Origin of the sequence: Saccharibacillus sp. JS10 (assembly GCF_024436065.1) — a bacterium.
Lineage (GTDB): Bacteria > Bacillota > Bacilli > Paenibacillales > Paenibacillaceae > Saccharibacillus.
This window is the reverse complement of sequence record NZ_JANFNS010000003.1, coordinates 359,275-382,946: the sequence shown is the minus strand read 5'-3', so window position 1 is coordinate 382,946 and position 23,672 is coordinate 359,275. Positions and strand designations below refer to the sequence as shown.

At 47.5% G+C, this 23,672-nt stretch carries 20 protein-coding genes and 1 pseudogene; 14 read left to right on the top strand and 7 right to left on the bottom strand.

Annotation, left to right across the window (positions count from 1 at the left end; genetic code table 11):
• The first annotated feature begins 98 nt into the window (after positions 1-98).
• From NOM90_RS12115 to bshB2, 3 genes are all read left to right on the top strand, one after another.
• Entirely contained in the window at positions 99-2,780 is a 2,682-nt protein-coding gene (locus NOM90_RS12115) for a copper amine oxidase N-terminal domain-containing protein (protein ID WP_255942252.1), read from the top strand.
• A 150-nt stretch (positions 2,781-2,930) separates the two neighbouring features.
• Complete coding sequence (locus NOM90_RS12110; protein WP_255942250.1) at positions 2,931-3,275, top strand: YojF family protein; 345 nt, start codon at positions 2,931-2,933, stop codon at positions 3,273-3,275.
• 61 nt (positions 3,276-3,336) lie between these two features.
• A complete protein-coding gene (gene bshB2, locus NOM90_RS12105) occupies positions 3,337-4,008 on the top strand; it encodes a bacillithiol biosynthesis deacetylase BshB2 (RefSeq protein ID WP_255942248.1) in 672 nt (223 codons plus the stop codon).
• A 152-nt stretch (positions 4,009-4,160) separates the two neighbouring features.
• Here bshB2 and NOM90_RS12100 read toward each other — a convergent pair whose 3' ends face one another.
• A complete protein-coding gene (locus NOM90_RS12100) occupies positions 4,161-6,539 on the bottom strand; it encodes a UvrD-helicase domain-containing protein (RefSeq protein ID WP_255942246.1) in 2,379 nt (792 codons plus the stop codon).
• 111 nt (positions 6,540-6,650) lie between these two features.
• Between NOM90_RS12100 and NOM90_RS12095 the strand changes: the two genes are divergently transcribed.
• Positions 6,651-7,910 (top strand): DUF2207 family protein, encoded by a 1,260-nt coding sequence (locus tag NOM90_RS12095; protein WP_255942245.1) that lies wholly within the window; start codon positions 6,651-6,653, stop codon positions 7,908-7,910.
• A 106-nt stretch (positions 7,911-8,016) separates the two neighbouring features.
• Here NOM90_RS12095 and NOM90_RS12090 read toward each other — a convergent pair whose 3' ends face one another.
• Positions 8,017-8,535 (bottom strand): antibiotic biosynthesis monooxygenase family protein, encoded by a 519-nt coding sequence (locus tag NOM90_RS12090; protein WP_255942244.1) that lies wholly within the window; start codon positions 8,533-8,535, stop codon positions 8,017-8,019.
• Positions 8,536-8,867: 332 nt separating this feature from the next.
• On the opposite strand from NOM90_RS12090, the gene NOM90_RS12085 reads away from it, so the two are divergent.
• Positions 8,868-10,559 (top strand): methyl-accepting chemotaxis protein, encoded by a 1,692-nt coding sequence (locus NOM90_RS12085; protein ID WP_255942243.1) that lies wholly within the window; start codon positions 8,868-8,870, stop codon positions 10,557-10,559.
• Between the two features lie 525 nt (positions 10,560-11,084).
• Here the strand turns inward: NOM90_RS12085 and NOM90_RS12080 are convergent.
• Positions 11,085-12,449, bottom strand: a complete 1,365-nt coding sequence (locus tag NOM90_RS12080) for a helix-turn-helix domain-containing protein (RefSeq protein ID WP_255942242.1) — start codon at positions 12,447-12,449, stop codon at positions 11,085-11,087.
• Positions 12,450-12,482: 33 nt separating this feature from the next.
• Positions 12,483-14,339 (bottom strand): cache domain-containing sensor histidine kinase, encoded by a 1,857-nt coding sequence (locus NOM90_RS12075; RefSeq protein WP_255942241.1) that lies wholly within the window; start codon positions 14,337-14,339, stop codon positions 12,483-12,485.
• Positions 14,340-14,502: 163 nt separating this feature from the next.
• On the opposite strand from NOM90_RS12075, the gene NOM90_RS12070 reads away from it, so the two are divergent.
• The 3 genes from NOM90_RS12070 to NOM90_RS12060 all read left to right on the top strand — a co-directional run bounded on the left by NOM90_RS12070 (position 14,503) and on the right by NOM90_RS12060 (position 17,683).
• Positions 14,503-15,363, top strand: coding sequence for a carbohydrate ABC transporter permease (locus NOM90_RS12070; protein ID WP_255942442.1), 861 nt, complete (start codon positions 14,503-14,505; stop codon positions 15,361-15,363).
• Positions 15,364-16,203, top strand: a complete 840-nt coding sequence (locus NOM90_RS12065) for a carbohydrate ABC transporter permease (RefSeq protein WP_255942240.1) — start codon at positions 15,364-15,366, stop codon at positions 16,201-16,203. It abuts the gene before it with no gap.
• Positions 16,204-16,354: 151 nt separating this feature from the next.
• Complete coding sequence (locus tag NOM90_RS12060; RefSeq protein ID WP_255942239.1) at positions 16,355-17,683, top strand: ABC transporter substrate-binding protein; 1,329 nt, start codon at positions 16,355-16,357, stop codon at positions 17,681-17,683.
• Positions 17,684-17,771: 88 nt separating this feature from the next.
• Here NOM90_RS12060 and NOM90_RS12055 read toward each other — a convergent pair whose 3' ends face one another.
• A complete protein-coding gene (locus tag NOM90_RS12055) occupies positions 17,772-18,275 on the bottom strand; it encodes a hypothetical protein (protein WP_255942238.1) in 504 nt (167 codons plus the stop codon).
• 467 nt (positions 18,276-18,742) lie between these two features.
• Here NOM90_RS12055 and NOM90_RS19350 point away from each other — a divergent pair.
• From NOM90_RS19350 to NOM90_RS12040, 4 genes and pseudogenes are all read left to right on the top strand, one after another.
• Positions 18,743-19,110, top strand: a pseudogene (locus tag NOM90_RS19350) (transposase); the annotation flags it as partial.
• 4 nt (positions 19,111-19,114) lie between these two features.
• Complete coding sequence (locus tag NOM90_RS12050; protein ID WP_255942236.1) at positions 19,115-20,008, top strand: hypothetical protein; 894 nt, start codon at positions 19,115-19,117, stop codon at positions 20,006-20,008.
• A gap of 14 nt (positions 20,009-20,022) precedes the next feature.
• Entirely contained in the window at positions 20,023-20,193 is a 171-nt protein-coding gene (locus NOM90_RS12045) for a hypothetical protein (RefSeq protein WP_255942234.1), read from the top strand.
• Between the two features lie 148 nt (positions 20,194-20,341).
• Complete coding sequence (locus NOM90_RS12040; RefSeq protein WP_255942233.1) at positions 20,342-20,824, top strand: SRPBCC family protein; 483 nt, start codon at positions 20,342-20,344, stop codon at positions 20,822-20,824.
• 16 nt (positions 20,825-20,840) lie between these two features.
• Here the strand turns inward: NOM90_RS12040 and NOM90_RS12035 are convergent, their stop codons facing one another.
• The gene (locus NOM90_RS12035) at positions 20,841-21,467 is read right to left on the bottom strand and encodes a GNAT family N-acetyltransferase (RefSeq protein WP_255942231.1); all 627 of its coding nucleotides are present in this window, start codon (positions 21,465-21,467) and stop codon (positions 20,841-20,843) included.
• 145 nt (positions 21,468-21,612) lie between these two features.
• On the opposite strand from NOM90_RS12035, the gene NOM90_RS19325 reads away from it, so the two are divergent.
• Positions 21,613-22,173, top strand: coding sequence for a TetR/AcrR family transcriptional regulator (locus tag NOM90_RS19325; protein WP_255942229.1), 561 nt, complete (start codon positions 21,613-21,615; stop codon positions 22,171-22,173).
• A gap of 66 nt (positions 22,174-22,239) precedes the next feature.
• On the opposite strand, the gene NOM90_RS12025 is transcribed toward NOM90_RS19325, so the two are convergent.
• On the bottom strand, positions 22,240-22,701 hold the full coding sequence (locus NOM90_RS12025; RefSeq protein ID WP_255942228.1) for a hypothetical protein: 462 nt from the start codon (positions 22,699-22,701) through the stop codon (positions 22,240-22,242).
• A gap of 156 nt (positions 22,702-22,857) precedes the next feature.
• Here NOM90_RS12025 and NOM90_RS12020 point away from each other — a divergent pair, with 156 nt between their 5' ends.
• The gene (locus tag NOM90_RS12020; protein WP_255942226.1) at positions 22,858-23,643 is read left to right on the top strand and encodes a glucose-1-dehydrogenase; all 786 of its coding nucleotides are present in this window, start codon (positions 22,858-22,860) and stop codon (positions 23,641-23,643) included.
• Positions 23,644-23,672 lie beyond the last annotated feature (29 nt).

The following is a 23,672-nucleotide window of genomic DNA, read 5'->3' as shown; positions in this document are numbered from 1 at the left end:
TTGTGCAACCTTTTACCTATTTCCAGCGTCTACCTTTCAGAGTCAAAAAAGAAATCCTTACAAAAATCCAACATCGCTTGGAAGGGAGTATACAATATATGAAAAAGAACATGAAAAAAATGGGTGCAGCTTTACTTGCGGGGGCGCTTTTGCTTCCTTCGGCTATTCCGTATTCGGCAGACGCAGCAGCAGCGATTAAAATTTATATCGATGGCGTACAACTTGTAACGCGTCAAGCTCCGGTGATCCAAAGCAATACGACTTTGGTTCCTTTGCGCGGTATTTTTGAAGGGCTGAACGCAAGAGTAGTTTGGAACCAAAAAGCACAAACGATTACCGCATACAAAGGCAGTAACACGGTTATGCTGAAAATTGGCTCCAAAGCCGCTACAATCAACGGTCATGCTGTAACGCTGGACGTACCGGCACGCGCGATCAACGGCAACACCGTTGTTCCGCTTCGTTTTGTCGGCGAAGCTCTCGGTCAAGACGTAAAATGGAACTCGGCAAGCCAAAGCGTTCTGATTACCACATCGAACGATCTGCAAGCTCCTTCTTCGGTAACGGCACGTAGCTTGGGTCAATACGGCGACGGACGCGATCTGCAAGTATCGTTCACAAAATCCGCAGACGAATCGTATGTCGATCATTACCGCGTATATGCAGTAAAATCGAGCAATGCTTCTTCGTTCAATGCAGCAAAAGCCGCGACTTCGAGCTATACGACGGTTCTTCCAAGCGGATCGAATCAGACCGTCTCTCTGACTGCACAATCAAAAGATAGCGACGGTCAAGCTCTGGCTTCTGGACAGTCGTATCAAATTTTCGTTCTTGCAGTAGGCAACACATTTGCTCCGAATAAGACGGCATTGTCGGCGTCTTCTACAGCAGTAACGCTGAACGGAACTTTGGCTGCTACAGCAACAGCGGTAAAAGGTACTGACGTCGGCGATTTCGGCGACGGACGCGACCTGAACGTAAGCTTCGCCAAAGCTCAAGACGAATCACGTGTATCCGGTTATAAAGTATTTGTCGTAAAAACAAAAGACGCAGCTTCGTTCAACTTGAATAACGCGAACGCAGTAACGGCGCAAAATTCGACGACAGTGAACAAAACAGGCGGCAATCCGACGGTAGCTCTGAACGCGCAATCTCGCGATACAGCAGGTGAACTGCTTCGAAACGATGTGCCTTACACGGTATTCGTATTGGCTACAAGTTCGTCGAACGTAGCAGCCAACAACACGTTGTCGACTGCATCGCCTTCGATCACACTGACTACAGCAGGTTCTGATGTATCGGCTACAGCGGTAGCGGCAAGCGACGTGAGCGACTACGGCGATGGACGCGATCTTCGCGTAGCGTTCAACAAAGCTTCGAATGAAGCTCTGGTTAACCAATACCGTGTATTGGTCGTAAAAGATTCGAAAGCTGCTGCGTTCACAGTCAACAATGCGAACAGCGTAGCTAGCGCAAACTTCACGCCGATCACTAAAAATGGCTCCAACATCGCACAAACGCTGCCAAACACAGCACGCGATACAGATGGCGATCCGATTCGCAACGGTACAGCTTACCGCGTCTTCGTTCTGACCATCGGTTCGGGTACATCTTCGAGCACCAACGTATTGTCGGGCGCTTCTCAAGCCATCACGCTGACAGGCAACTACAGCGTAGGTGCAGCTTCGACGCCGACTCTTAACGATGCTGGCGATTATGGCGACGGACGCGACTTGCTCGTAACCTTCGGCCGTGCAGCAGACGAGAACAGCTTGTCGCAATACCGCATCTTGGTTGTAAAAGCAGCGAGCGCGGCAAACTTCAATCTGGCGTCGGCAATCAATGTGTCTACAGCCAACTATACGGCTGTACCGAAAACAGGCGCGAACCAAAGTCAGTTCTTGTACGCATCGACTCGCGATGTGAACGGTGAGCCGATTCGTAACGGCGTAAGCTACCGTGTATTCGTCCTTTCCGTTGGATCGACGAACTCCGCAAACAACAACGCGAACTATGCGTTGTCTGGCGTATCGAACGCCGTATCGCTGACAAGCAACTCTGCGGTATCCGGCGCTACGAATGTAGCGGCAACCGTAACCGGAGCAAGCGGTAATGCAAGCGACATCGAAGCGACATTCACACGTTCGACGAACGAAGACAATGTATCCCAATATCGTTTGCTTGCGGTTCCTTCGGATCGTTCCGGTTCGTATTCGTTAGCGGATGCTAACGCAACATCCAACTATGTAACGGTATCGAAAGCTGGAACGGGGCAAATTCGCCAAGCTTTTGCGGCAAATAGCCGAGATGTATTCGGCAACCTGATCACGACCGGCAACAAGTACCGGATCTATGTCTTGACTGTGGCTGGAAGCGGTGCGAACTCGCTGTCGAGTGGTTCGGCAGAAGTTTCGCTGTCCGAAGCTTCGGTACAAGCGGTATCTTCGATCGGAGTTACAGCGAATACCGGTACAGTAACGGTTAACTTCACGCCTCCGACCAATGCGTCTGGAATCTCCGATTACCGCGTATTGTTGGTACGTGCTGCCGATGTTGCGAACTTCACGACAACAACGGCGAGCAATGCTCAGCAGTCGTTCTCGAAATCTTCGAACGGAAGTGCAACATTCAACTTGAGCAGCAGCGACACCGATATTTACGGTAACGCGCTGCAAGCAGGTACGCCTTACCGTGCTTATGTATTGTCTGTGTCAAACGGTACTCAAGCCGCATCGAACGCTTTGTCTTCGGCTTCGAATGACTTTACGTTCACGAATTAAAAGCTTGATAAATGTAGAAAAAGGTGCGTTTCCTTCGGGAAATGCACCTTTTTTCGCGATGAGTAGACGAAGGGCTTCGTTGTTCCGGGCGACATCCTGTACTATAATGAAAGTTACTTTTGTAAATCTCAAACCGAAGGGAAGACTCCGATGCTACCGATTCAACCGCAAGCTGTTCAAGAACTGTTGGACCAGCTGAAAAATCAAGAACTGTATTTGCATCTTGAGCTGACCAACGGCGCCTATACATTCGATCGTGATCGATCGAAACTGGTTGCTTCGAACTTGATTCGCAATGTGAAAGTCAGCTATTCGAATGGTTCGATCTCTGGAGTAGGGCCGTATCGGGTCGGGCTGAAAATGCCAGAAGGCTGGATTTATGCCGAAGGGCTTACGCATTACGAAGAAACCGAGACGCAGCGTATGATTCTTGCCGGCAACGATAATGACGGCAAACTCGTTGTGAGCCTTATGCTTAGCCCTGAACCTTTTTAAAATTTCATGATTGATTATTAAGACGGGTCATCCCGTATCAAGAAAGGAGCGGGTATTTCCCGTGGAACGTCATGTACTAATCGTTTTCCCTCATCCTGATGATGAGTCTTATACCGTATCCGGTACAGCCGCTTATCATTTGCATAACGGAACACCGGTCACTTATGCCTGCTTAACGATGGGTCAACTGGGTCGCAATTTGGGGAATCCGCCATTTGCCAATCGAGTGACTTTGCCTACTGTGCGCCGAGGCGAATTGGAAGCTTCTTGCGAAGCAATCGGCATCACCGATCTGCGTACACTCGGTTTCCATGATAAAATGATTGAATTCGAAGATCGTGAATTGCTGGATGGTCGACTTCGCGAATTGATCGAAGAATTAAATCCTTCGCTGATTCTGACTTTCCATCCCGAATATAGCGTGCATCCCGATCATGATGCTTGCGGAGCGGCGGTGATCCGCGTTGTAGAAGCGATGAAGCCGAAAGATCGCCCGAAAGTGCATGTGGTGGCTTTTGCTCAAGGGCACGAGCGCGCGCTGGGTCCTGCGGATGTTCATGTCGATATCACGTTGTATCTGGAACAAAAAATCGGTTCGATCAAAGCGCACAAGTCGCAGTTCCATACCGATCCGGTATTCGAAGGTTTACCCGCTTCGCATCCGTCGATCCGCGAACGTTTTTCGACCGAAAAGTTTTGGACGTATAAATTCGATCCGTATCCTAAAAAATAAGAGCTTGAGTTAAGATCGAATCTAACTTGTAGCAACAAAAAAAGGCTGTCTTCGTTCCCGAATCAGGGAGTGAAGACAGCTTTTTTGTATAGGAAGAGCAAGCGCCGAAAAGCGAAAGCAAGAAAAGACAAGGATATAGGATGCAGGAGTATTTAGACGGGAACGTCTTTGCGTCCTTTTTTCATCGGCGAGCCGCATAGCGGACAAGGCTTGTGTGCGGAAGCCATATCTTTGCTGTGCATGATCCGCGTCCATGCGACGCAAGAGCCTGTGGTACACATCCACACCGGCACGCTTTGCGTGCGCTGCGCAGCGGTATTTCCGCCGCTAGACGGCGCATCGCCGGATCTTCCCATCCGTCCGGTACGGACTTTGCCGAACCGGGTCGGATCAGGGCCGCTGCGGCGTCCGCTGTATTCAGAGCGGATTGCCGCGTCCGAAGCGGCGGTGTCTTGCCCGAAAGCGGAAAGCAAAAAGCGCGAGACGGCGGCTTTTTTGCCGCGCTGCAAAGCGGGCGAACTGACGAACAGTTGCTCTTTGGCGCGGGTCACTGCGACGTAAGCCAGCCGGCGCTCTTCTTCGAGCGCCTCCGTATAGCTGGCTTCGCCTTCGGAGCCGATCCGCGTATCGCGCAAAGAATCGGCTCCAAGAGCCGAAGAGTGAGGCAAGGTGCCTTCGGAGGCTCCGATCAGGAAGACTGCCGGGAACTCCAAGCCTTTGGATTTGTGGATCGTCATCAGAGCCACCCGGTTGCCTTGCGCTTGCGACTTCACAGCAGCGGTCTGTTGGTTACGCAGCAACATGTCGTCGACGAAAGCAAGGAATGAGACGATAGAGTCGAATCGTCCTGCCGACGTCTCTAGCTCGTCGAGCATTTCTTTGAGCATTTCACGGTGAGACGTCTGTTCGCTATGTTCTCCGGCTTGGATATACGTATCGTAAAAGCTTTTGCGAATCTGCGTAATTGCCGCCGTAGGAACCAATCCTTTTAACGAACGAATCATTTCCAGCCGCTGACGGATTTTATCAAGCTGAAAATCTTTGAGACCGGGTAAAGTCAGCAGATGCACCAGAGGGCCTTTTTTCGGACGTGCTTCGTCGGTCGCCTGGATATGCGCCATCCCTTTGTCGCGCGGGATATATAAGGTTGGCAGAATTCCTGGCATCGCATCGAAATCGCGACGATTGATCGAGAGCCGCAAATAATCAATGACCGGTTTGACTAACCAATGTTCGTACAGCAGTCGTCCGTCTCCGTAATCGATATGCGGAATATCGCGAATCACGAGTTGTTCCAGCACCGCGCGGTTGGCGCTTGAAGATCGGTACAAAATCGCGAAGTCGCCGTATTCCCGTCTACCTGCTGATACTTCCCGATTAATATGTGCAATAATCTGATTGGCTTCGTCGTCGGCAGATTCCGGGCGCATATAAGCCGGTAATAAAGCTCCGTTATGAGCTGCCCGTAACGTTTTGTTGCGTCGCATTTTGTTATGCTTGATCACTTCGTTACCAAGCCCGACAATCGACGGAACGGAGCGGTAATTGATATCGAGCGTGATGACGCGAGCTTTCGGATATAACTTTTCGAATTCCAAAATAAATTCGCTGCGTGCGCCGTTAAACGAATAGATCGTCTGGTCATCGTCGCCTACGACCATCAGGTTGTTGCGCGGCGCGGCGATCATTTTGACAATCTCGTATTGCAACAAATTCGTATCTTGAAATTCGTCGATCATGAGATGCGAGAAACGGCGGCGCAGTCGCTCTAACAATTCCGGACGTTCTTGCAGCATCTCGTAAGCTAGCGTCAGCACATCATCGAAGTCGATTCGGTCATGTTCGATTTTCCAAGCTTCGTAACGGAGCAAAATTCGCTTCATCTGACGATCGGCTTCGCTGCTTTCGGGAAGCTGTTCGGCTTTCATCAGATTGACTTTGTATGACGAGAGCAGTGCCAATAAATTTTCCGGCGGATACGCGTCCGATAGGCTCAGCTCGCGCATGATCTGTTGAAGCTGGATATGTTGTCTGCGCGTATCTCCGAAAATCTCTTTTTGCATGCCTTGACTGAATAGCAGCCATAAGCAGAAGGAGTGGAAAGTGCGGGCTTGAATACGTGCGGCATCATGTGAAGAAATCCCCGGCAAAGCCGCGATTCGCTCACGCATCTCCGCTGCGGCTTTACTGGAAAACGTCAGCAGCAAAATCCCCGAAGGGTCGATCTGCTTCACATCCAGTAGATAACCGGTTCGGCAAACAAGCGTACTCGTTTTGCCGGAGCCCGCTCCTGCCAACGTAAGCAGAGGGCCTTCCGTGCAGCGCACGGCAGCAATTTGAGCCGCATTGAGCGAAATCCCAGACTGCTCCAATCGCCCAAAATAAGCGGTATCCCATTCTTGGAATTGTCCGCTGAGTCTTTTTGTAGTAAACTTTTCTGCGTTTCCGATCTTTGCAATTTCTGCTCGCGGTACGCGCGCTGAGGAAATGCCGAACGGCTTATGTTCAAATCCCGATGTCGATTTTTCCACTGCCTGATCTCCTTATCCGTTAAAAATCCGATTCTATAAATGTATCATGTTCGGTTTAAAAGCGTCAAAGGCATAAGGGAGTTTTTGTGAATTTTTGTGGAGGTGAAACAGATGGAATTTTTCACGCAAAATGATTCTTTTTTTCAAACGTCCGACTGGGCGTTAATACTGGGAAGAGTACTGGCGTTGATCTTAACTGCGATCGTGGTCGTTCGAGTGGTGAGCTGGCGAAAAAAAGGGTCATTGTCCGACGAAGAGATCGAAGCGCTTGATCCGCTGATGCTCACTTATCTATACCGAAAAAGTTTGCTGCGGTATCGGCATTTTACAATCGGATTAGTGTCTTTATCCAGGCGCGGCGTGCTGACGATGAAGCAAGTCCCGTCCAAACCACGTTACCGATACGCGGAGAAAGCGCCGAATCACACACTCGAATTTCGTAAAACCGGTACTTCTGTTCCGTTGAGCGAAGATGAACGTTGGTTGATGGATTCGTTGTTTGGCGAAAACGGCAAGCGTCGATCTTTTCGTCTGGATGACCTTGCGGGACCTGCTGGGCCTCAAGACGGTCTAGAGGAACGAAATTATTACCGTGCGAAAAAGCGTGCATTAAAACGGGCGTTTCGCGAGTGGAGAACCAAAGTGGGTCAGCGCGACGAATTGAAAGAAATGGTTCGAAAATCGATAGGGCTCAGGTTGTTTGTGTGGAGCTTGGCGTTGATCTTAATTGTCGCGGTACTCGCAGTTCAAGCGGAACCTTCGGGATGGGACGAAAATGGGATGTTTTGGAACGTAGCGATATCGGCCGTTGCCTTAATGGCTTCGATCAAAGTCAAAAGCCGAGGTTGGTTTGTCGCCATGATTCTGATCGGGACTTTGGTAGTAGGGGTAGAACCTTATCCGTATCCATCGGGACAAAAGATTTTGGCGTATGCGCTACTCGCTACAATTCCGGTGCGGTTGATGTTGCCTATATTTACTGTCACACCAGAATACCGGAATATGTATCATTCGATTCGCCGCTGGCGTTCAACGCGATTTACGCGATTGGCTAAAACCGCCGAGTCCGATACATTCGATGCGGACAAGATCGAACGTTCACTCCAGTGTGGTCTTGCGCTTGATGTGCTGCACGGCGTGGCGGCTCCGTTGCGCGGAAGCGATGGCGATGGTAAACGTGCTGCAAAGCCAAATGAACAGCAGTATCCGCTACTTGCTTTGTCATTTGCGCAACCCGGCGAACTAGACGATTTTAAAGAACTTCAGTATCCGTATAGCTGGTCAGACGAGATTCAGCTTAACCCAGGAAAAGACCGCAAAAGGCGGCGTTTACGTATGTCTTTGGAACGTTCTAAGCAAAAGAATCCATAGATCGATCATATACGCTTATGCAATCGAAAAAGCCTTGTCCGTCTCTTGTAGAGAGGGCAAGGCTTTTTGACGATTGAATAATGAGCTTGACTACAAGAGCTTCAAACTAACACGATTCATTGTGATTGTTTTCTGTCGAAGACACGTGAAATGTTTTGACAAAAGAAGGTCTGGCGAAAATCTCAGGTCGCTGCTGCGTGATGCCTTGCGGCGTGTCGCGCTTTTGATGGGCATGATTGTAGGCTTCGGAGTCTTGCCATTTTTTGAAATGGTCTTCGCTCTGCCAAATCGTCAAAATGATATACGTATCGCCTTGCAGCGGACGCAGCACCCGGATTCCGGCGAAGCCTTCCATCGATTCGACGCGGCGTGCACGATTCATGAACCGTTCTTCAAACGCGGATCTGCCGTCTTCGCTAACCGGAATATTGTTCAATACCGCAAAGCCGCCAGCAAGTGTACCGGAGCTATCAATTGCTTGATACGCGGATCTGGAATCGATAGACGTATCCAAAGGATGCGTCGCTTCGAATACATAAAAGGTTTCTTCATCGCTTTTCAATTCATAGACATGTTCAAGTTGCGGATCTTCTGGCATCGTGCCAGGGAATAGATACAAAAACATAACAATCAACCTGCCTTTGCGTCAAAGTGGGGGACGGTCTACAATCTTTTTGCCCCTATATGTTCATTATACCCGTAAGCAGGGAGTCGGAAGCGATAAGCTAGATAACCGTATGAAAATATGCGTGACTTCAGTAATAGGTTACAACTATCGTGCGTACAATCGAATTTTGCCGAATCTTGTTTCAAGCTATAAAAATGAGTCTAAGTAACTACAAGTTGCAAGAAGAAAAGTCACCAAAAGACCCGGACTCAGGTTGTGAGGTTCCCTCTTTCCTCCTGTCGATGGGAACGTATCGCACATACTTCAGAGACAGGACGGGATGAGATACTATGAAAATGACAATCGGAAAAAGGCTGTATGCAGGATTTGCAGGAGTACTGGTGATTATGTTGGCATTGGCTTCGTTTAGTTTTTATGAAGTGGAGCAAGTTCATCGCAATTATTCGAGCCTGATCAATCGGCATGTCGCTGAAATTCAGACCATTGCCGACATGAAATACGAAGCAACGGCTCAAGCCAAAAATTTACGTGGATATTTGATTACAGGGAACGTTGAACACGCTAACTCGTTTGAACAAAATAAAGTGAATATGGCAGCTAAAATGAATGAACTTAAATTGCTGTCTACAGATGCGGAGTCACAAGCCCTACTTAATGAAATTCAGGCACTTGAAGTTCAGTACGGAGAAGTCGGGCAACGATTGGTTGCATTGAAAGAAGCGGGAGATACAGCTGGATATACGCAAGTGGTCGAAGAAGAATGTGTCCCGTTAGCTGATGCGTTGGCAGACCGTTCGCAGCAGCTCGAAACGATTCAACGTACGATGCTCGACAAATCCGTTGCCGATGCGGCATCAAGCGTACGTAATATTGAAATGGTTATTGTGACTGTCGTCGTAATTGGATTATTGCTGGGAGCTTTGATTGCTTTCTTGATCGGGCGCAAAATCGCACGTCCGGTATCGTTGATCGCTGCTCAAGCGAAAAGGATTTCGGAAGGCGACCTGCGCGGGGAAGACCTTAAAGTCGACAACAAAGACGAGATTGGCGATATGGCAGAAGCCTTTAATCTGATGAAAAACAATTTGCGGAATCTGATTGTGAAAATCGGCAGCAGTTCGCAGCAAGTATCGGGCGCTTCGGAACGTTTGCTTAAAAATTCCGGTGAAGCGACTGAAGCGGCAGACCACGTAAGCTCCGCGATCCAAAGCGTAGCGGACGGAGCAGAACGTCAAATGGCAGGCATGGACGAGAATAAAACGGCGCTAGAAGACGGCGGAGAAAACCTGCGCCGCGTAGCCGATACCACATCCGACGTATCGCAAGCTTCGCTCGGAGCTTTGGAAGGCGCTCAAGAAGGAACGAAATTGATCGAAGAAACGATGGAGCGGATGCGTTCGGCAAAAGAAACGGTCAACCGTTCGTCTCAAGCCGTGCATGAACTGGAACGCGAATCGAAACGGATCGCGGAAATCGTCCAGACGATTGCAGGAATTGCAGGGCAAACGAACTTGCTTGCACTGAATGCTTCGATTGAAGCGGCTCGTGCCGGCGAACAAGGCAAAGGCTTTGGCGTCGTTGCGGAAGAAGTGAAAAAGTTGGCGGAACAATCGCGCACAGCAGCAGCCGAAGTGGAATCGATCTTGGGCAGTATTATGAATCAGTTGCACGGAGCCGTAGAAGCGATGGAGATTGGTTCGAGCGAGGTTGAAAATGGCGCGCAGACCGCGAACCGCGCCGGCGAATCGTTCTACCGGATCTATGGATCGCTGGAGCAAATCACAGGGCGCATGCAAGAAGCGGCATCTGCGGTTGAGCATATTTCGGCGGGGATGCAGCAGACGCTTAGTTCGGAGCGCGATATGAACGAGTTGTCGCGAGATATTTCGAATCGTTCGCAAAGCGTAGCTGCGGCTTCGCAGCAGCAATTGGCTTCGATGCAGGAAGTATCGGCATCTGCTGAGGTGTTGAGCCAGTTGTCGAGTGAATTGCAGTATGAGGTGGGGCAGTTCAGAGTCTGATTTTCCAAAAAAACGTATGTGGGGAAGCGAGCCGGCTCCAAGGGAAATTCGTTTCGGTCGCTTGTTGAAATTGGGAAGAATGATTTTATTTTAAAGGAGTCTTCCCAATTTCAAAGGCGAACGCTGACGCTCCTGCACTGAATTTCCCTTTACACCGGCTCGCTTCCAGTTACGGTGGAGTTTGGTGAAAAAGCCGACTGCTGAATGCAGTCGGCTTTTTTGTGTAGAAAGAGAGCGTTAAATATATGGAGATTTAACGGAATGAGATGACGCTTAGAGAGGTGGGGGAGCGGTTACGAATTTTAACGGATACAGGTGATGCTTAGAGCTGGATTTGCTTGGTTTTTGGCTAGAAAAGACTCGGAAAATATAGCTAACGGATATAAGATCCGTTAAAAATTGAAAAGGGGTTGTTTGGTGGGTTTAAGGGATATAGAATCCGTTAGCCGAGCCGAGCCGAGCCGAGCCGAGCCGAGCCGAGCCGAGCCGAGCCGAGCCGAGCCGAGCCGAGCCGAGCCGAGCCGGCTAGGAAAAATCTTTGCCCAGCGAAGCGCGGCGAAATTCGTTTGGGGTGCAGCCGGTTGATTTTTTGAAGACGCGGCTGAAGTATTTTTCGTCTTGGTAGCCGACGAGTTCGGCGATTCGGACGACGGTCATTTCGGAGCCAAGCAGCAGACGCTTGGCACGTTCCAGACGAATATTGGCTAGATAGTCGAAGACATTTTCGCCAAATTCTCGTTTGAAGCGGCGCGAAATGTATTCGCGGCTCAAAAAGAATCGGTCCGCTAGATCTTGCAGCGTCAATTCTTCTTGGTAATGTTCGCGGATATAAGAAGCGATCTCTTCCATCACGCCTGCGCCTCCGACCGTTCCGGTCTCGAACGGATGGACATACGCTTCACTATATGTGTCCGTTCGAGGATCGCTGCCGATCGAGCGGACAGCTTGAGCTTGATCCTGCCGCGAAGCGTTATCGGCAGTTGGGATCGATACCGCTGTTGGCGCCGCGTACTTCTTCAGCGCTTCTTCGGCTTGCAGATACGAAGCGCGTAATCCGTCGCCTAGCCCTTCGGCGCAGGCTCCGATTCCAAAATGCAGCGGTTCGCCGAGTACGGCGGCGAGCCCGGCATTGATTTTGTTAAGCTTTTCGTTGGCATGCGCAGCGCCATTCCAAAAAAAGATCACAATCTCGCGTTCGCGCCCTAAGTTGCGAAACGCGTAGCCGTCTTTGCCACGGCGCAGCAGCTCATTGGCGACGTTCGCCAAAGTAAAAAACAATAGCTCGGTGCGTCCGGCATATTTATGCCAAAGCCGCGACTGTTCGCTGAAGCGCACGACAGCGCTTCGCACCGTTCCGACAGCGCCGGTGATTCCGAACTCACCGGCTAATTCGCGTTCCGCTGTCTGGCGCGCACTCGGTGCGCCCAGCAGATCCGAACATAGCTTATCTCGGTACACCGGCTTGAAGCGGTTCACCTCCATCGCTTGAGCGAGAATCCGCTGCCTATTGGCTTCGCTAATCTTCCAACTTTCTACAGCGCGGGCGAACGATTCGTTCAGCTGATCGGTATCGATCGGTTTTAACAAATAATCCATCCCGCCATACCGCAACGTCTGACGGGCGAAATCGAAATCCCCGTGCCCGCTAATGACCAGCGTTCGCGTATCCGGGCAATGTAAGCTGATCCATTGAAGCAGATCGATCCCGCCGCCAGCCGGCATAATCATATCGGTTAAAACAATTTGCGGAGCATGGCGTTCGATCATCGCTACGGCTTCGCGTCCATTCGAAGCTTCCAGCACTTCAATCGGTTCGTAGTTGTCCCACTCGATCAGGAGCGTAATCGCTTCGCGTACATGAGCCTCGTCGTCTACAATCAGAACTTTCATCGGATACGCCCCTCTCCAGAAATCTTCGGTCGCTTATATTTTTATAGAACTTGTCGATTCATTGAATAACGGAATACGAAGCGTGACTTGAAGCCCGCCTTCCAGAGCTTGACTCAGGAACACCGCAGCCGAATCTCCAAAATACAATCGCAGTCGATCGCCGACGCTGCGTAGACCGATATGCGCGGATTCGATATTTTGACCAAAAACGAGCGGGCGATCCAGCATCTCCTGCAATTGTTGTCGCTTATTCTGCGCAATGCCGGGACCGTTATCCGCTACGATCACGATCAGTTCGCGCTTGGCAATCTGCTGATTGGAGTCCATAGTCAGCGGTTCTTCAATCTCCCGTATAAAAGCTCGGATTCGCAGTACGCCTTCTTTTTCCAAAGACTCATCCGCATGTTTGAAATAATTTTCCGCGAGCGGCTGCAAAATCATTCTCGGGACTTGAATCGATCTAGCTTGATCTTCAATCTCCAATGAAAAGCGGAAATTCCCTTGGAAGCGATGCTTTTGCAGTCCCAAATAATCTTGGACATATTCCAGTTCTCGGCGAAGCGGAACGAAAGCATCGCCGACGTGCATATTGTAGTGCATCATCCGTCCCAATGAAGTGATTAGACCGTATACTTCTTTATCTCCTTTTCGCAGAGCCAGTGTCGCAATCGATTGAAGCGCGTTGTTCAAAAAGTGCGGATTGACCTGCGCTTCCAGCGCTCGAAGCTGATTCGTTTTGTTCATAATTTCCAGACGATACTGCTTCAAGATCGAGTCGTTCAATCTTCGCACCATGCCTTCGAACCTGCGAGAAAGTACCCCGAATTCGTCGGTTCGACTCGTTTCAAGTTCTAGCGGTAATCCACCGGATTCGACCTGCTGCATCCCGCGTATCAATTTGCGAATCGGCTGCGTGAATTTGAGCGAGATAAAAGCGGTCGCGATCGCCACGACGAGTAAAGAAAGTGCGCCAACAGCCGCATTAAGCAGTAAAATTTGTCGTTCGCGACGATAGAGAAGATCGGTATCTACTTTTTTGATCAGCGTCCAATCGGCGAGTGAACTCCGTACTTTTTCATAAAAAAGAAAAGAGTCCCCGCCGTCTTTTTGTACCGTGTAACCAGACTCGCTTTTCGCAGCCAATACTTCGTCTAATCCGTTAAGTTCCGGCTTTTCGCCCAAACGATCGGGAGGCCCGACAATCAATCTGCCTTGTTGATCGACGATATAGACTTGCTCGCCTTCGGCAGCCAAACGCTGAGTGAGAGAGCGCAAAAAGTCGATTTTGACATCGATCGCGAGCAGCCCGGCTTTTTGATTGCGCGGAATATCGTAGACAACACGGTTGAACGTGAATACGTCGGTCGTTCGGGCTTCATTTTCCGGGCGAAGTCGGTACGTACCCGCGCGATGCGTCAATCCCGCGAATGCTTGCTGATTCCAGCGGCGATATTCGGGAAGTTGTTCTTGGCGAATTGGACCGTAAGGTCTGCCCGCGTAATACAGATACGAGTTGCTGCTTTTGTCGATATGTAAAAACACTTGATAAATGCCGTCCAGCGCATAATACGAACGCCGTAATGCACTCATCACATCGTTTCGGTCGAGCGCGGAATCCAGTTCGTCCGAACCGGTAAGAATAATATCGATTACCGTATCGCCAAACACGGACTCGTCGTAAATCTGCAAAGAAAGTTTGTTGACCGTATCGAGATAGTTGACGATATTGATCTGCCCTTGATACAGCAGACTGGCATTATCTTCGATTGCACTGCGCTTTACGTTTTCTTTCGTCAAATTATAAGCAATCAATGCAGACAGCAAGATCGGCAGAGCCGTCGCGAATACTAGAAAGATAATAAGCTTACTTCGAATCGATTGTCTGAACATAAACGGCTCCTTTCCCCAAGCTTAAAAGATGCAGGTCAATATAGTCCACTGAATCCGTCATTTATTTCCATGTTAGCGCTTTCTTTTTAATTCTATAATAAGTGCGTAGCCGAAAAAAGACCGAACCGGGAGGTGTACCCACTTGGCTGGACGCAAAAGCTGGATGAATCTTTTGATGCAAAGTGTATTTTTAGGACCGTCACTTCTTTTTTTCGTGGTGATTGTGATCGTTCCGTTTTTTCTCGGCATGTACTACTCGTTCACAGACTGGAACGGCGTAGCTGTTACGGTAAACTGGGTGGGCGTGCGCAACTTTGTTGTGATGTTCGCTGATGCAAAGTTTTGGACGTCTTTCTGGTTTACGATTCGATTCACACTTGCCGTCGTTATTTTGACGAATGTGATCGCATTTGGACTCGCCCTGTTATTGGTACAACCGCTCAAAATGCGTAATCTGCTTCGCACGCTGTTTTTCATTCCTAACGTAATCGGCGGATTGCTGCTTGGTTTTATCTGGCAGTTTATCTTTATTCGCGGATTCGCAGCCGTCGGCAAAGCGACAGGGATTGGATTTTTCAATCTGGAATGGCTCGGCACCGAAGCAACCGGATTTTGGGGGATCGTGATCGTATTCGTTTGGCAAGCTGCGGGATATATGATGATTATCTATATCGCCGGATTGATGAACGTCGACCGATCGTTAATCGAAGCATCCGAGATCGACGGCGCCGGATATTTGCAAAAACTGCGCTTTATTACATTCCCGCTCGTTATGCCTGCGGTGACGGTGTGTCTGTTCTTGTCGATGTCCAACGCATTCAAAATGTTCGATCTGAACTTGGCACTAACACGAGGCGGCCCATTCGGTTCAACCGAATCGTTGGCACTCAATATCTATACCGAAGCTTTTACAAACAGTAATTATGGGCTAGGTACGGCAAAAGCGTTACTGTTCTTCGTCATCGTCGCACTTGTCTCGTCGCTTCAAGTCTGGTTCACGAAAAGAAGGGAGGTCCAGTCCTAAATGGAAACGAGCCGCAAATATTCTTGGCGCACGCTGCTGCTTGAACTTCTAACGGTTCTGGTCGCAATCATGTTTTTGGTTCCCTTCTACTTCGTTATCGTCAACTCGCTCAAAAAGTTCGCGGACATCCTCAAAGACTCTGCGGCATTACCGAAAGCCGTCACCTTCGATAACTTTACGCGAGCTTGGGAAATTCTCGATTTTCCAAAAGCATTCACCAACTCGCTCGTCATTACGGTGCTTGCGAATGTGTTACTGGCTCTATTTTGTTCGATGGCGGCGTACCGATTGGTTCGGCATCCTAGCCGCTTCAATAATATCGTATTTATGGCTTTCGTCGCCGCGATGGTTATTCCGTTCCAATCGATCATGATTCCGTTGGTACGCGTTGCTGCCAATCTGGGTCTGACGAACAATCTGCCAGGTCTGATCATTTGTTATCTGGGCTTTGGCGCTTCGCTTACGATCTTCTTGTTCCACGGTTTCGTCAAATCGGTACCGATCGAGATCGAAGAAGCCGGAATCGTCGATGGCTGCTCACCGTTTGGTGTCTTTTTCCGAATCGTGATGCCGCTGCTTAAGCCAATGATCGTCACCGTATTCATCCTGAATACGCTTTGGATCTGGAACGACTTCTTGCTACCGCTGCTGATTGTCGGAGGAAATGCGGAACTTCGAACGATACCGCTCGCAACGAACGCTTTCTTCTCTCAATACACGAAGCAATGGGACTTGGCGCTCGCAGGGCTGCTCATGGGCATTACGCCGATTATCATCTTCTTCCTGGCGCTCCAAAAACATATCATTGCAGGTATCGCGGCAGGTGCCGTGAAAGGCTGATTCATTAACCGACGGGTAAGCGGAAAGAACACATAAAAGCGACACTAAGAGAAAAGAAGCATTCTTATTGTAAACGCTTGCCAAGCAATTGGAAAGAGCTTAAACGATGAAGGGGAGTCCAGTTTTATCACACAAAAGGGAGGCTACACCGATGAAAAAAATGAGCTTTCTCACGTTAGCTTTAGTGCTAATGATCTCGATCCTTGCCGCTTGCGGCGGGGGCGCGATGCCAAACCCAGAAGCTAGCAACAACGGCACGGCGGCAACCGATCCGGCTGAACCTGCAACAGGCACAGATCCGGCAGCGTCGGGCGTTACACTCAAGATGTTCCAATTTAAAGTCGAAATCGCAGACGCGATGGAGAAATTGCTTGCCGAATACGAAAAAGAAACCGGCGTGAAGATCACGATCGAAACGGTCGGCGGCGGAGCCGATTACGGCGCGGCACTGAAAGCGAAATTCGCTTCGGGCGACGAACCGGACATCTTCAATAACGGCGGCTATAACGAAGCTCAATTGTGGAAAGACCGCATGGAAGATTTGTCCGACCAACCGTGGGTAGCGGATCTTACGGATAACGTAAAAGATCCAATGACTATGGACGGCAAATTGTACGGTCTTCCGATGAACATCGAAGGATACGGCTTCTTGTACAACAAAGCGTTGTTCGAACAAGCGGGTATCACTGAAATTCCAACGACATTGACTGAACTGCGTGCAGCTGCGCAAAAACTGCAAGATGCAGGAATCGTACCGTTCGAGAACGGCTACCAAGAATGGTGGGTTATCGGACAGCACTTGGTGAATGACGCGTATGCGAAACAAGAAGACCCAGACCAATTTATCGCGGACTGGAGAGAAGGCAAAATCTCGGTTGCGGATAACGAAATCTTCAATCAGTGGATCGATCTGGTCGACCTGACAATGGAATTCAGCAACGATCGTCCGTTGACAACAGACTACAATACGCAAATGACTGAATTTGCTTCCGGTATGGCAGCGATGACGCAACAAGGGAACTGGACACAAGTTCAGATCGACGGTATCGATCCTGAACTGCAAGTCGGCGTTCTGCCAATGCCAATCAACGACGACGAAGCATTGAACGACAACATCTTCGTTGGCGTACCGAACAACTGGGTCGTAAACAAAAACTCGGCAAACAAAGAAGAAGCGAAAAAGTTCTTGAACTGGATGGTAACATCCGACGCGGGTAAACGTTATACGGTTGAAGAATTCAAATTCATCCCGGCTCTCAAAACAATCACGTATGAGCCAGAACAACTCGGTACAATCGCAGCAAGTATCCAAGAGTACGTGCAAGCAGACAAAACACTTGGATGGCAATGGCCTAAGCTTCCGGACGGCACTTCCCAAGAATTCGGTGCCTTGATGCAAGCTTATGTCGCGAAAAAGACGACGAAAGAAGAACTGTTCAAGCAAATGGATGAAACCGTGAAGAAATTGGCGGCGAAGTAAGTAAACTCATGACTCGATGAACGTCGGGGATAAGAAAGCCGCTTTCGCGGGCATGATGCCTGCGAAAGCGGCTTTTCTTTGTACAGATTTAATAGGGAATTTCTTCTGCTGTTAAGCTTAAGTATTCTCCTGCTTTCTGTGCATAACCTTCGGCATCGAAATAGGCATGCAGAGTAATCTTGCCGTCTTTTTCAAAAAAACTTTTCATCTGAGTACGGGAAGATTGAAGCGTGATGTTCTGTGTTAACCACTCATTTGCTTTTAGTGTAGCCGATAAGCCGATGGTTTGGATGTCGGTGGGATCACCGATTGTTTTGCCGTCTATATTTAAAGTAGCTGCAAAGATCGGATCGCCGTGATGAATAATAATTTCCGAACGGTTTCCCGTGTAGCGAATAGCTCCTTCTAGTGTGAACGTGTTATCATCCGGGTTAACTTTTTTAGTAAATAATCTAATTTCAAAATCGCTATTTTCGATTTTTTTGGTTGCAGTGACTCCATCATGGTTTTTGCTAATGTAATCAGGCTTGCTACTTGGCGAACAGGCGGATAAAAACAAGATACAAATCAATATGAGAGATAGGAGTTTCATTCAATGCCTCCTTTAAACAAGATCAATAGTATGCGTATCAAAGATTAAATACAGAAAGAGGTGAACATCACGAAACGAAAAATTATATTTTGCTTTTTGACCTTCGCGTTTATTGTAGCCTACTTCGTCGTCAGCACTCTTTTTATTTCTAAATCCTTTTTTATCCAATCTGCTTTGAGACACATGGAGGATACGGAAAGAAGTACTTTTCAAAAGTATACAGAGCAATTGGAAGTCAGGCTTGTGAAGCAAAAGCCAGAAAAAATGGGGAGTCCATCAAGTTTTCAGAAATTTAATCTGTTTTTGACTCAGTTAAACGGAGGGCATAGTGTCGAGGTGACTGTTCCGAATCTTAATCCGCAATACGGAAATACAAATAAAAAGATGTACTTCAATCCCAATACATTTGTATTTATCGGATATGGATATCGTCAATAACGAGTACTGATAAAGAGAAAATCCAATCGGCGAGGCAATTCCCCGAAGCAGCTATCCAAACCGCTACCGCCGACCTAGGTAAAAAATTCGCCTTTCGGGCTGCGCTGAAGGCGATCCATGGCGTGAAGGTTTACTTTGAGGATCCATATTCGTCTTGGCAGTGCAGATCGAACGAGAATGCGAATGAGCTCTTTCGGTAGTTTTCCCGAAAGGACATTATTTTGCTCAAGTCATGAATGCGGAGCTTGAAAAGGCGCTTCGTCTAATTAATAATCGCCCTCAAAAATGCTTAGATTGGAAATATAAATATTATTTTTTAAAAGGGATTTTTGAACTAAGGTTGACAATAAGTATTAATAAGGTTAAAAAAGGTATTAGTGAAAATAGAAAGGGGTAAAAAAATGAAAATTTTAAAAATTTCTTTGTGTATTACAGGTATGTTATCATTATTTGGAGGTGTAGCATCGGCGGAATCAGTAGATTTAAGCAAAATGAACCAATCTGAAAGTATAGTTAATAATTATGAACTCAATGAGAATGATGGAATTATAAAAAATGAAGAAACTTATAATAATTATCTAAAAGAACATGGTTATCCTTCAGAATTAATTAGTCAGTACGAATTAGAGCAGAAGAAATCATTATACGATAATGGCGCATATTACTTATCGAGCCAAAAAGTTAATGATTTTGTAGGAGATCCAAAAAGTGAAGGAGAATATTCGATTCAGGCACTTCAAGACACTAATTTTGTTCATACAGTATCAGTAAGTCGTATACGAACTTCGCAAAAAGGCATAGCTCAATTTCAAGTGAATTATAACTGGAGTTGGAAATATGCTCCTGTTTTTACTGGGGAAGATAAGTTTGGATTGGCGTGGAATAATGATTATTCTGTTGTCAATAATTCAGCTAAACATTCATACAAGTACTTTTTTAACGACAATATAACTGGAGAATTAAAAACATCAGGGGGAGTTCAAGCAAGCGGGTATGCAGACATTCAACCAGGTACAGGTATCGGATGGATAGTTAATCTAGTTAGCAATGGTAGACCACAAGAACATAAAGGATGGTCTACAATCACTTTACAAAGAGGACATGATTATAGTGGAAATAAAATCACAAGTTCAATGGTTGCTAATTATTTTCACAAACGCCTTCGTGTAAATCCTTCAGGAGCATTTTCTTTTGCAAAAGAGCCTTCTATTAGTTTGAGTGTAGAATATGGGTATGAAGGTGCAACCCCAAGTTCAGATACGTGGAGTTGGTCTCAGTCAGATTATTTGAAGTAAAAGGATGATGTAAAATGGATATTATTTCTATGGTTTTAGTAAGCGTTTTTGGTTTTATATTTGTCTGGAAATCGCTGAAAGTGATTAACAATGCTGCTCCAAAAGCAGATGTATTTTTAGCTAGTCTAAGTTTTTCGATTATACTTCTTGTTTTTATAACTGCTGTTTTTTTGCTTAATGGATAATAGTTTTAAAAAATAAGAAGCTAACGTCAAAAATTGACGTTAGCTTCTTATTTTCATAGAAGAAAAATATTATGCTTACATTCTGTTCAAGTTTCTTGCCCGGTGTTAATGAAAAGAATAGGACCTAATCGGCGAGGGAGTGGGCAGTATGAACGGATACCGTTTTATAAGCGATTGGATGTTGGAGACGGATGCGCAGCAATTGTGGAACCTGATCGAAGAACCGGAGCGTGCCGATTGGTGGTGGGGGTGTTCGATTCTCAAAGTCAAAGCCGGAAGTAGCGGCGACGGAATCGGTGACGAGTATCTGACTGTGATTCGTACTCGTATGCTCTACAAGCTTTCTTTTACCGCCCAAATCGTCGAAAAACGCAAACCGTATCTGATCGAACTGCGTGCAGATGGTCATCTGGAAGGACGCGGTCGCCTAGAGTTCGAACAGATCGGAGCATGTACGCGCGTACGTTATACATGGGAAGTCCGAACGAAAAAGCGTTGGATGAATCTGTGGGCGCCTTTTTTTCGTCCGGCATTCGTGTGGAACCATAATCGCGTGATGGCAGATTGCATAGAAGGGCTTACGAATCGTCTCGGTATCCGTCAAGTTCCGCTAGGAACCGCCAAAGTATAAAAATACTGCGTACGTCTTAAGTGACCACTTGCCGGAAACTATAGTTCGTAATCTCTTTTCCCGAAGCTCCAATTAAATATTCGCTAAAAACTTCAAATCCATTTTTACAATAAAATTTTTTATTCGATTCCGTATGCGTAACTAGGGTAATCATTCCACCGCCATGCTTGCGAATATACGGGAACAAAAACGAATGGAACAGAGCGCTACCTAGACTTTGACCTTGCATATGCTTTGCGACAGCAATGGAATCCACATACCAGCTTTCTTGGTCATACGGTTTGCAGGCTTGTTTCATGGCGTCTAAAGTCCGCACAATACGCAAAGCTCGCGGGATTCCAGCTAACGACGCTAATTTCAAGCCGCCGCTGCGTATATATTGCCACAATCCCGGGCTAGTACTACCGCCTTTTTTGAGCAACATCACCGATACGATCTGCCCGTCTACCACCCCGACAAAACAGGAATTCTGCTGAGCGTACAACTTCGTATTAATCCAATTCAATTGAAATATCTGCTTTTGGTACAGGTCGCCCGACGAGGATAAAAGCTGTGAAAATAAAGGATAATCCAAAAAAGACTGGGTGAGTAAAGCCGCGACTTCATGAAGTTCGTGTTTTTTCGCTAGACGGTAAGTAGGCATACGACTTCTCCTTTTCTGATAAAAGTATGGAGTGAAGAACTTTTTTTATTGTAAAATGGAATGTCAAAGCGACCTATAGAGGGTTTGCCGAATTTGTTCAATAATGAACATCGCGAAGCAATTTGTGCAGAAAAGAGGAGCCAAGGTGGCAGATCGACGCAGTGTCCGAACGCAAATAGCGATTAAAGAAGCCTTTCTGACTTTACTTGCGACAAAAAGTATTGCCAAAATTACGATCTTCGAAGTGACGGAACTCGCGAATATCGGCAGAGGAACGTTTTACCTGCATTATCAGGATATTTACGCGCTGTACGAAGAAATCGAAAAAGAGATGTTCGAGCAATTGGAGCAGCTATACGATGAATCGTTTCCAATGCAAGAAAGGCAAGGCGTGCTGTATTTTATCAAGCAATTAACGAACTATATCCAGCGCAACCGGACATTATTTCTGATGATGACGAATCCCGAAGAAACGCTGCTGACTCCGATCAAATTCAAGCAATTTTTCAAAGCAAAGATTCTGCAAGAAATGCTGATCGAAAAAGCTCAAGGTCATATACCTACGGCGTTAGAGGAAACGGAAAGTTTGTTTATCGCGTCCGGGGTAATCGGCGTTATTGAAGATTGGATCATGCGTGGGATGGAAGAAGAATCGACAGAGATGTCGGTGCGGCTCGAGCAGCTTATTATGAAATTAGAAGATTGAACACAAGGAATAGGCAAAGACTCCTGCTTCGCTTGGAAACAGGAGTCTTTTTGACTTGAATATAAATTATTCGATTTCGATCTTAGACGACAGACTGGAAGCGATGATTTCCGGCAGTTCGGCTTTGTACGCTATGTAGGCTTCTTCGGTGATCTGTCCATCGGCAAGACGCTCTTTCAACTGCTGATCCAACTCGTCAATCTGTATGGTTAACAACTGAGCTTCATGTCCTCCGCTGAGTCTCGCGATATCGCGCAAAGAAAATCCTTCGTACATCAGATCGTAGACTTGCTGCTCATTCGATACGCCGAGTGCATGTAGAAATGCGCTAGAGCGGGTGCTTGAGACATCATCGCTCGATGAAGGAGGCGTTTCGCTATAGATCGCTTCGGCTTCGACTTTACTGCCCGAAAGACTGCTTCCAAGAGTAATGCCCAGCGCCAAAGTGCCGATAATCCAGATTCTTTTCAGATTAATATGTGGAGTGGCTATGCCTTTTTTCATATATCGTTTGTGCAAAGGGTTCATTCCAAATTCCTCGCTTTCTTTATGTTTCTGCTTTTAGTATACCCCTCTAATCTTAAACGTAGCTTAAGTCAGTATGTGTCTTGAAAAAAGCGATAGTAAAAATAAGGTTTCTGTCATCTCCCAAACGTGTACAAATAAGAAGAAGGAGGGATGGTTATGTATCCGGATCTGGAAGGAAAAACGGTGATCGTAACGGGAGCCGCATCAGGCCTCGGCAAATCGATCGCATTGCGACTAGGTCGCGAAAAAATGAATGTCGTGATCAATTACCATAGCAACAGCGAAGGCATCCAAGATATGGTGAAAGAAATTCAGCAGGCAGGCGGTCAAGCGATTACGGTTCAAGCAAGCACCTCGGAAGAAGAAGGGGTCAAAAAGCTCATTCAAGCCGCGCACGATCAATTTGGTAGAATCGATATTATGCTGAATAACGCGGGCAAAGAAAATGAAGTCGAATCGCATAAGCTTTCGCTCGAAGACTGGAACAAAGTCATCGAACTGAATCTGACGGGCTATTTCCTAGGCAGCCGCGAAGCGATCGCGTATATGCTGGAGCACAGCATCAAAGGTACGGTTATCAATATGTCCAGCGTTCATGAGATCATTCCGTGGCCTCACTTCGTACACTATGCGGCAAGCAAAGGCGGAGTCAAAGCGATGACTGAAACGCTAGCGCTGGAATATGCACCGCACGGGATTCGGGTCAATTCGATCGGACCGGGTGCGATCAATACGCCGATCAACAAAAAGAAATTCGAAGATCCCGAGCAGAAAAAAGAAGTCGAAAGCATGATTCCTATGGGTTATGTCGGCGAACCCGAGGAGATTGCTGCGGTAGCGGCTTGGCTCGCGTCGTCGGAATCCAGCTATGTGACGGGTATCACGCTGTTTGCCGACGGAGGCATGACGAAATATCCTTCGTTCCAAGGCGGAAAAGGGTAATCGGTTGCTGGATGTAAATGAGGGGAAGC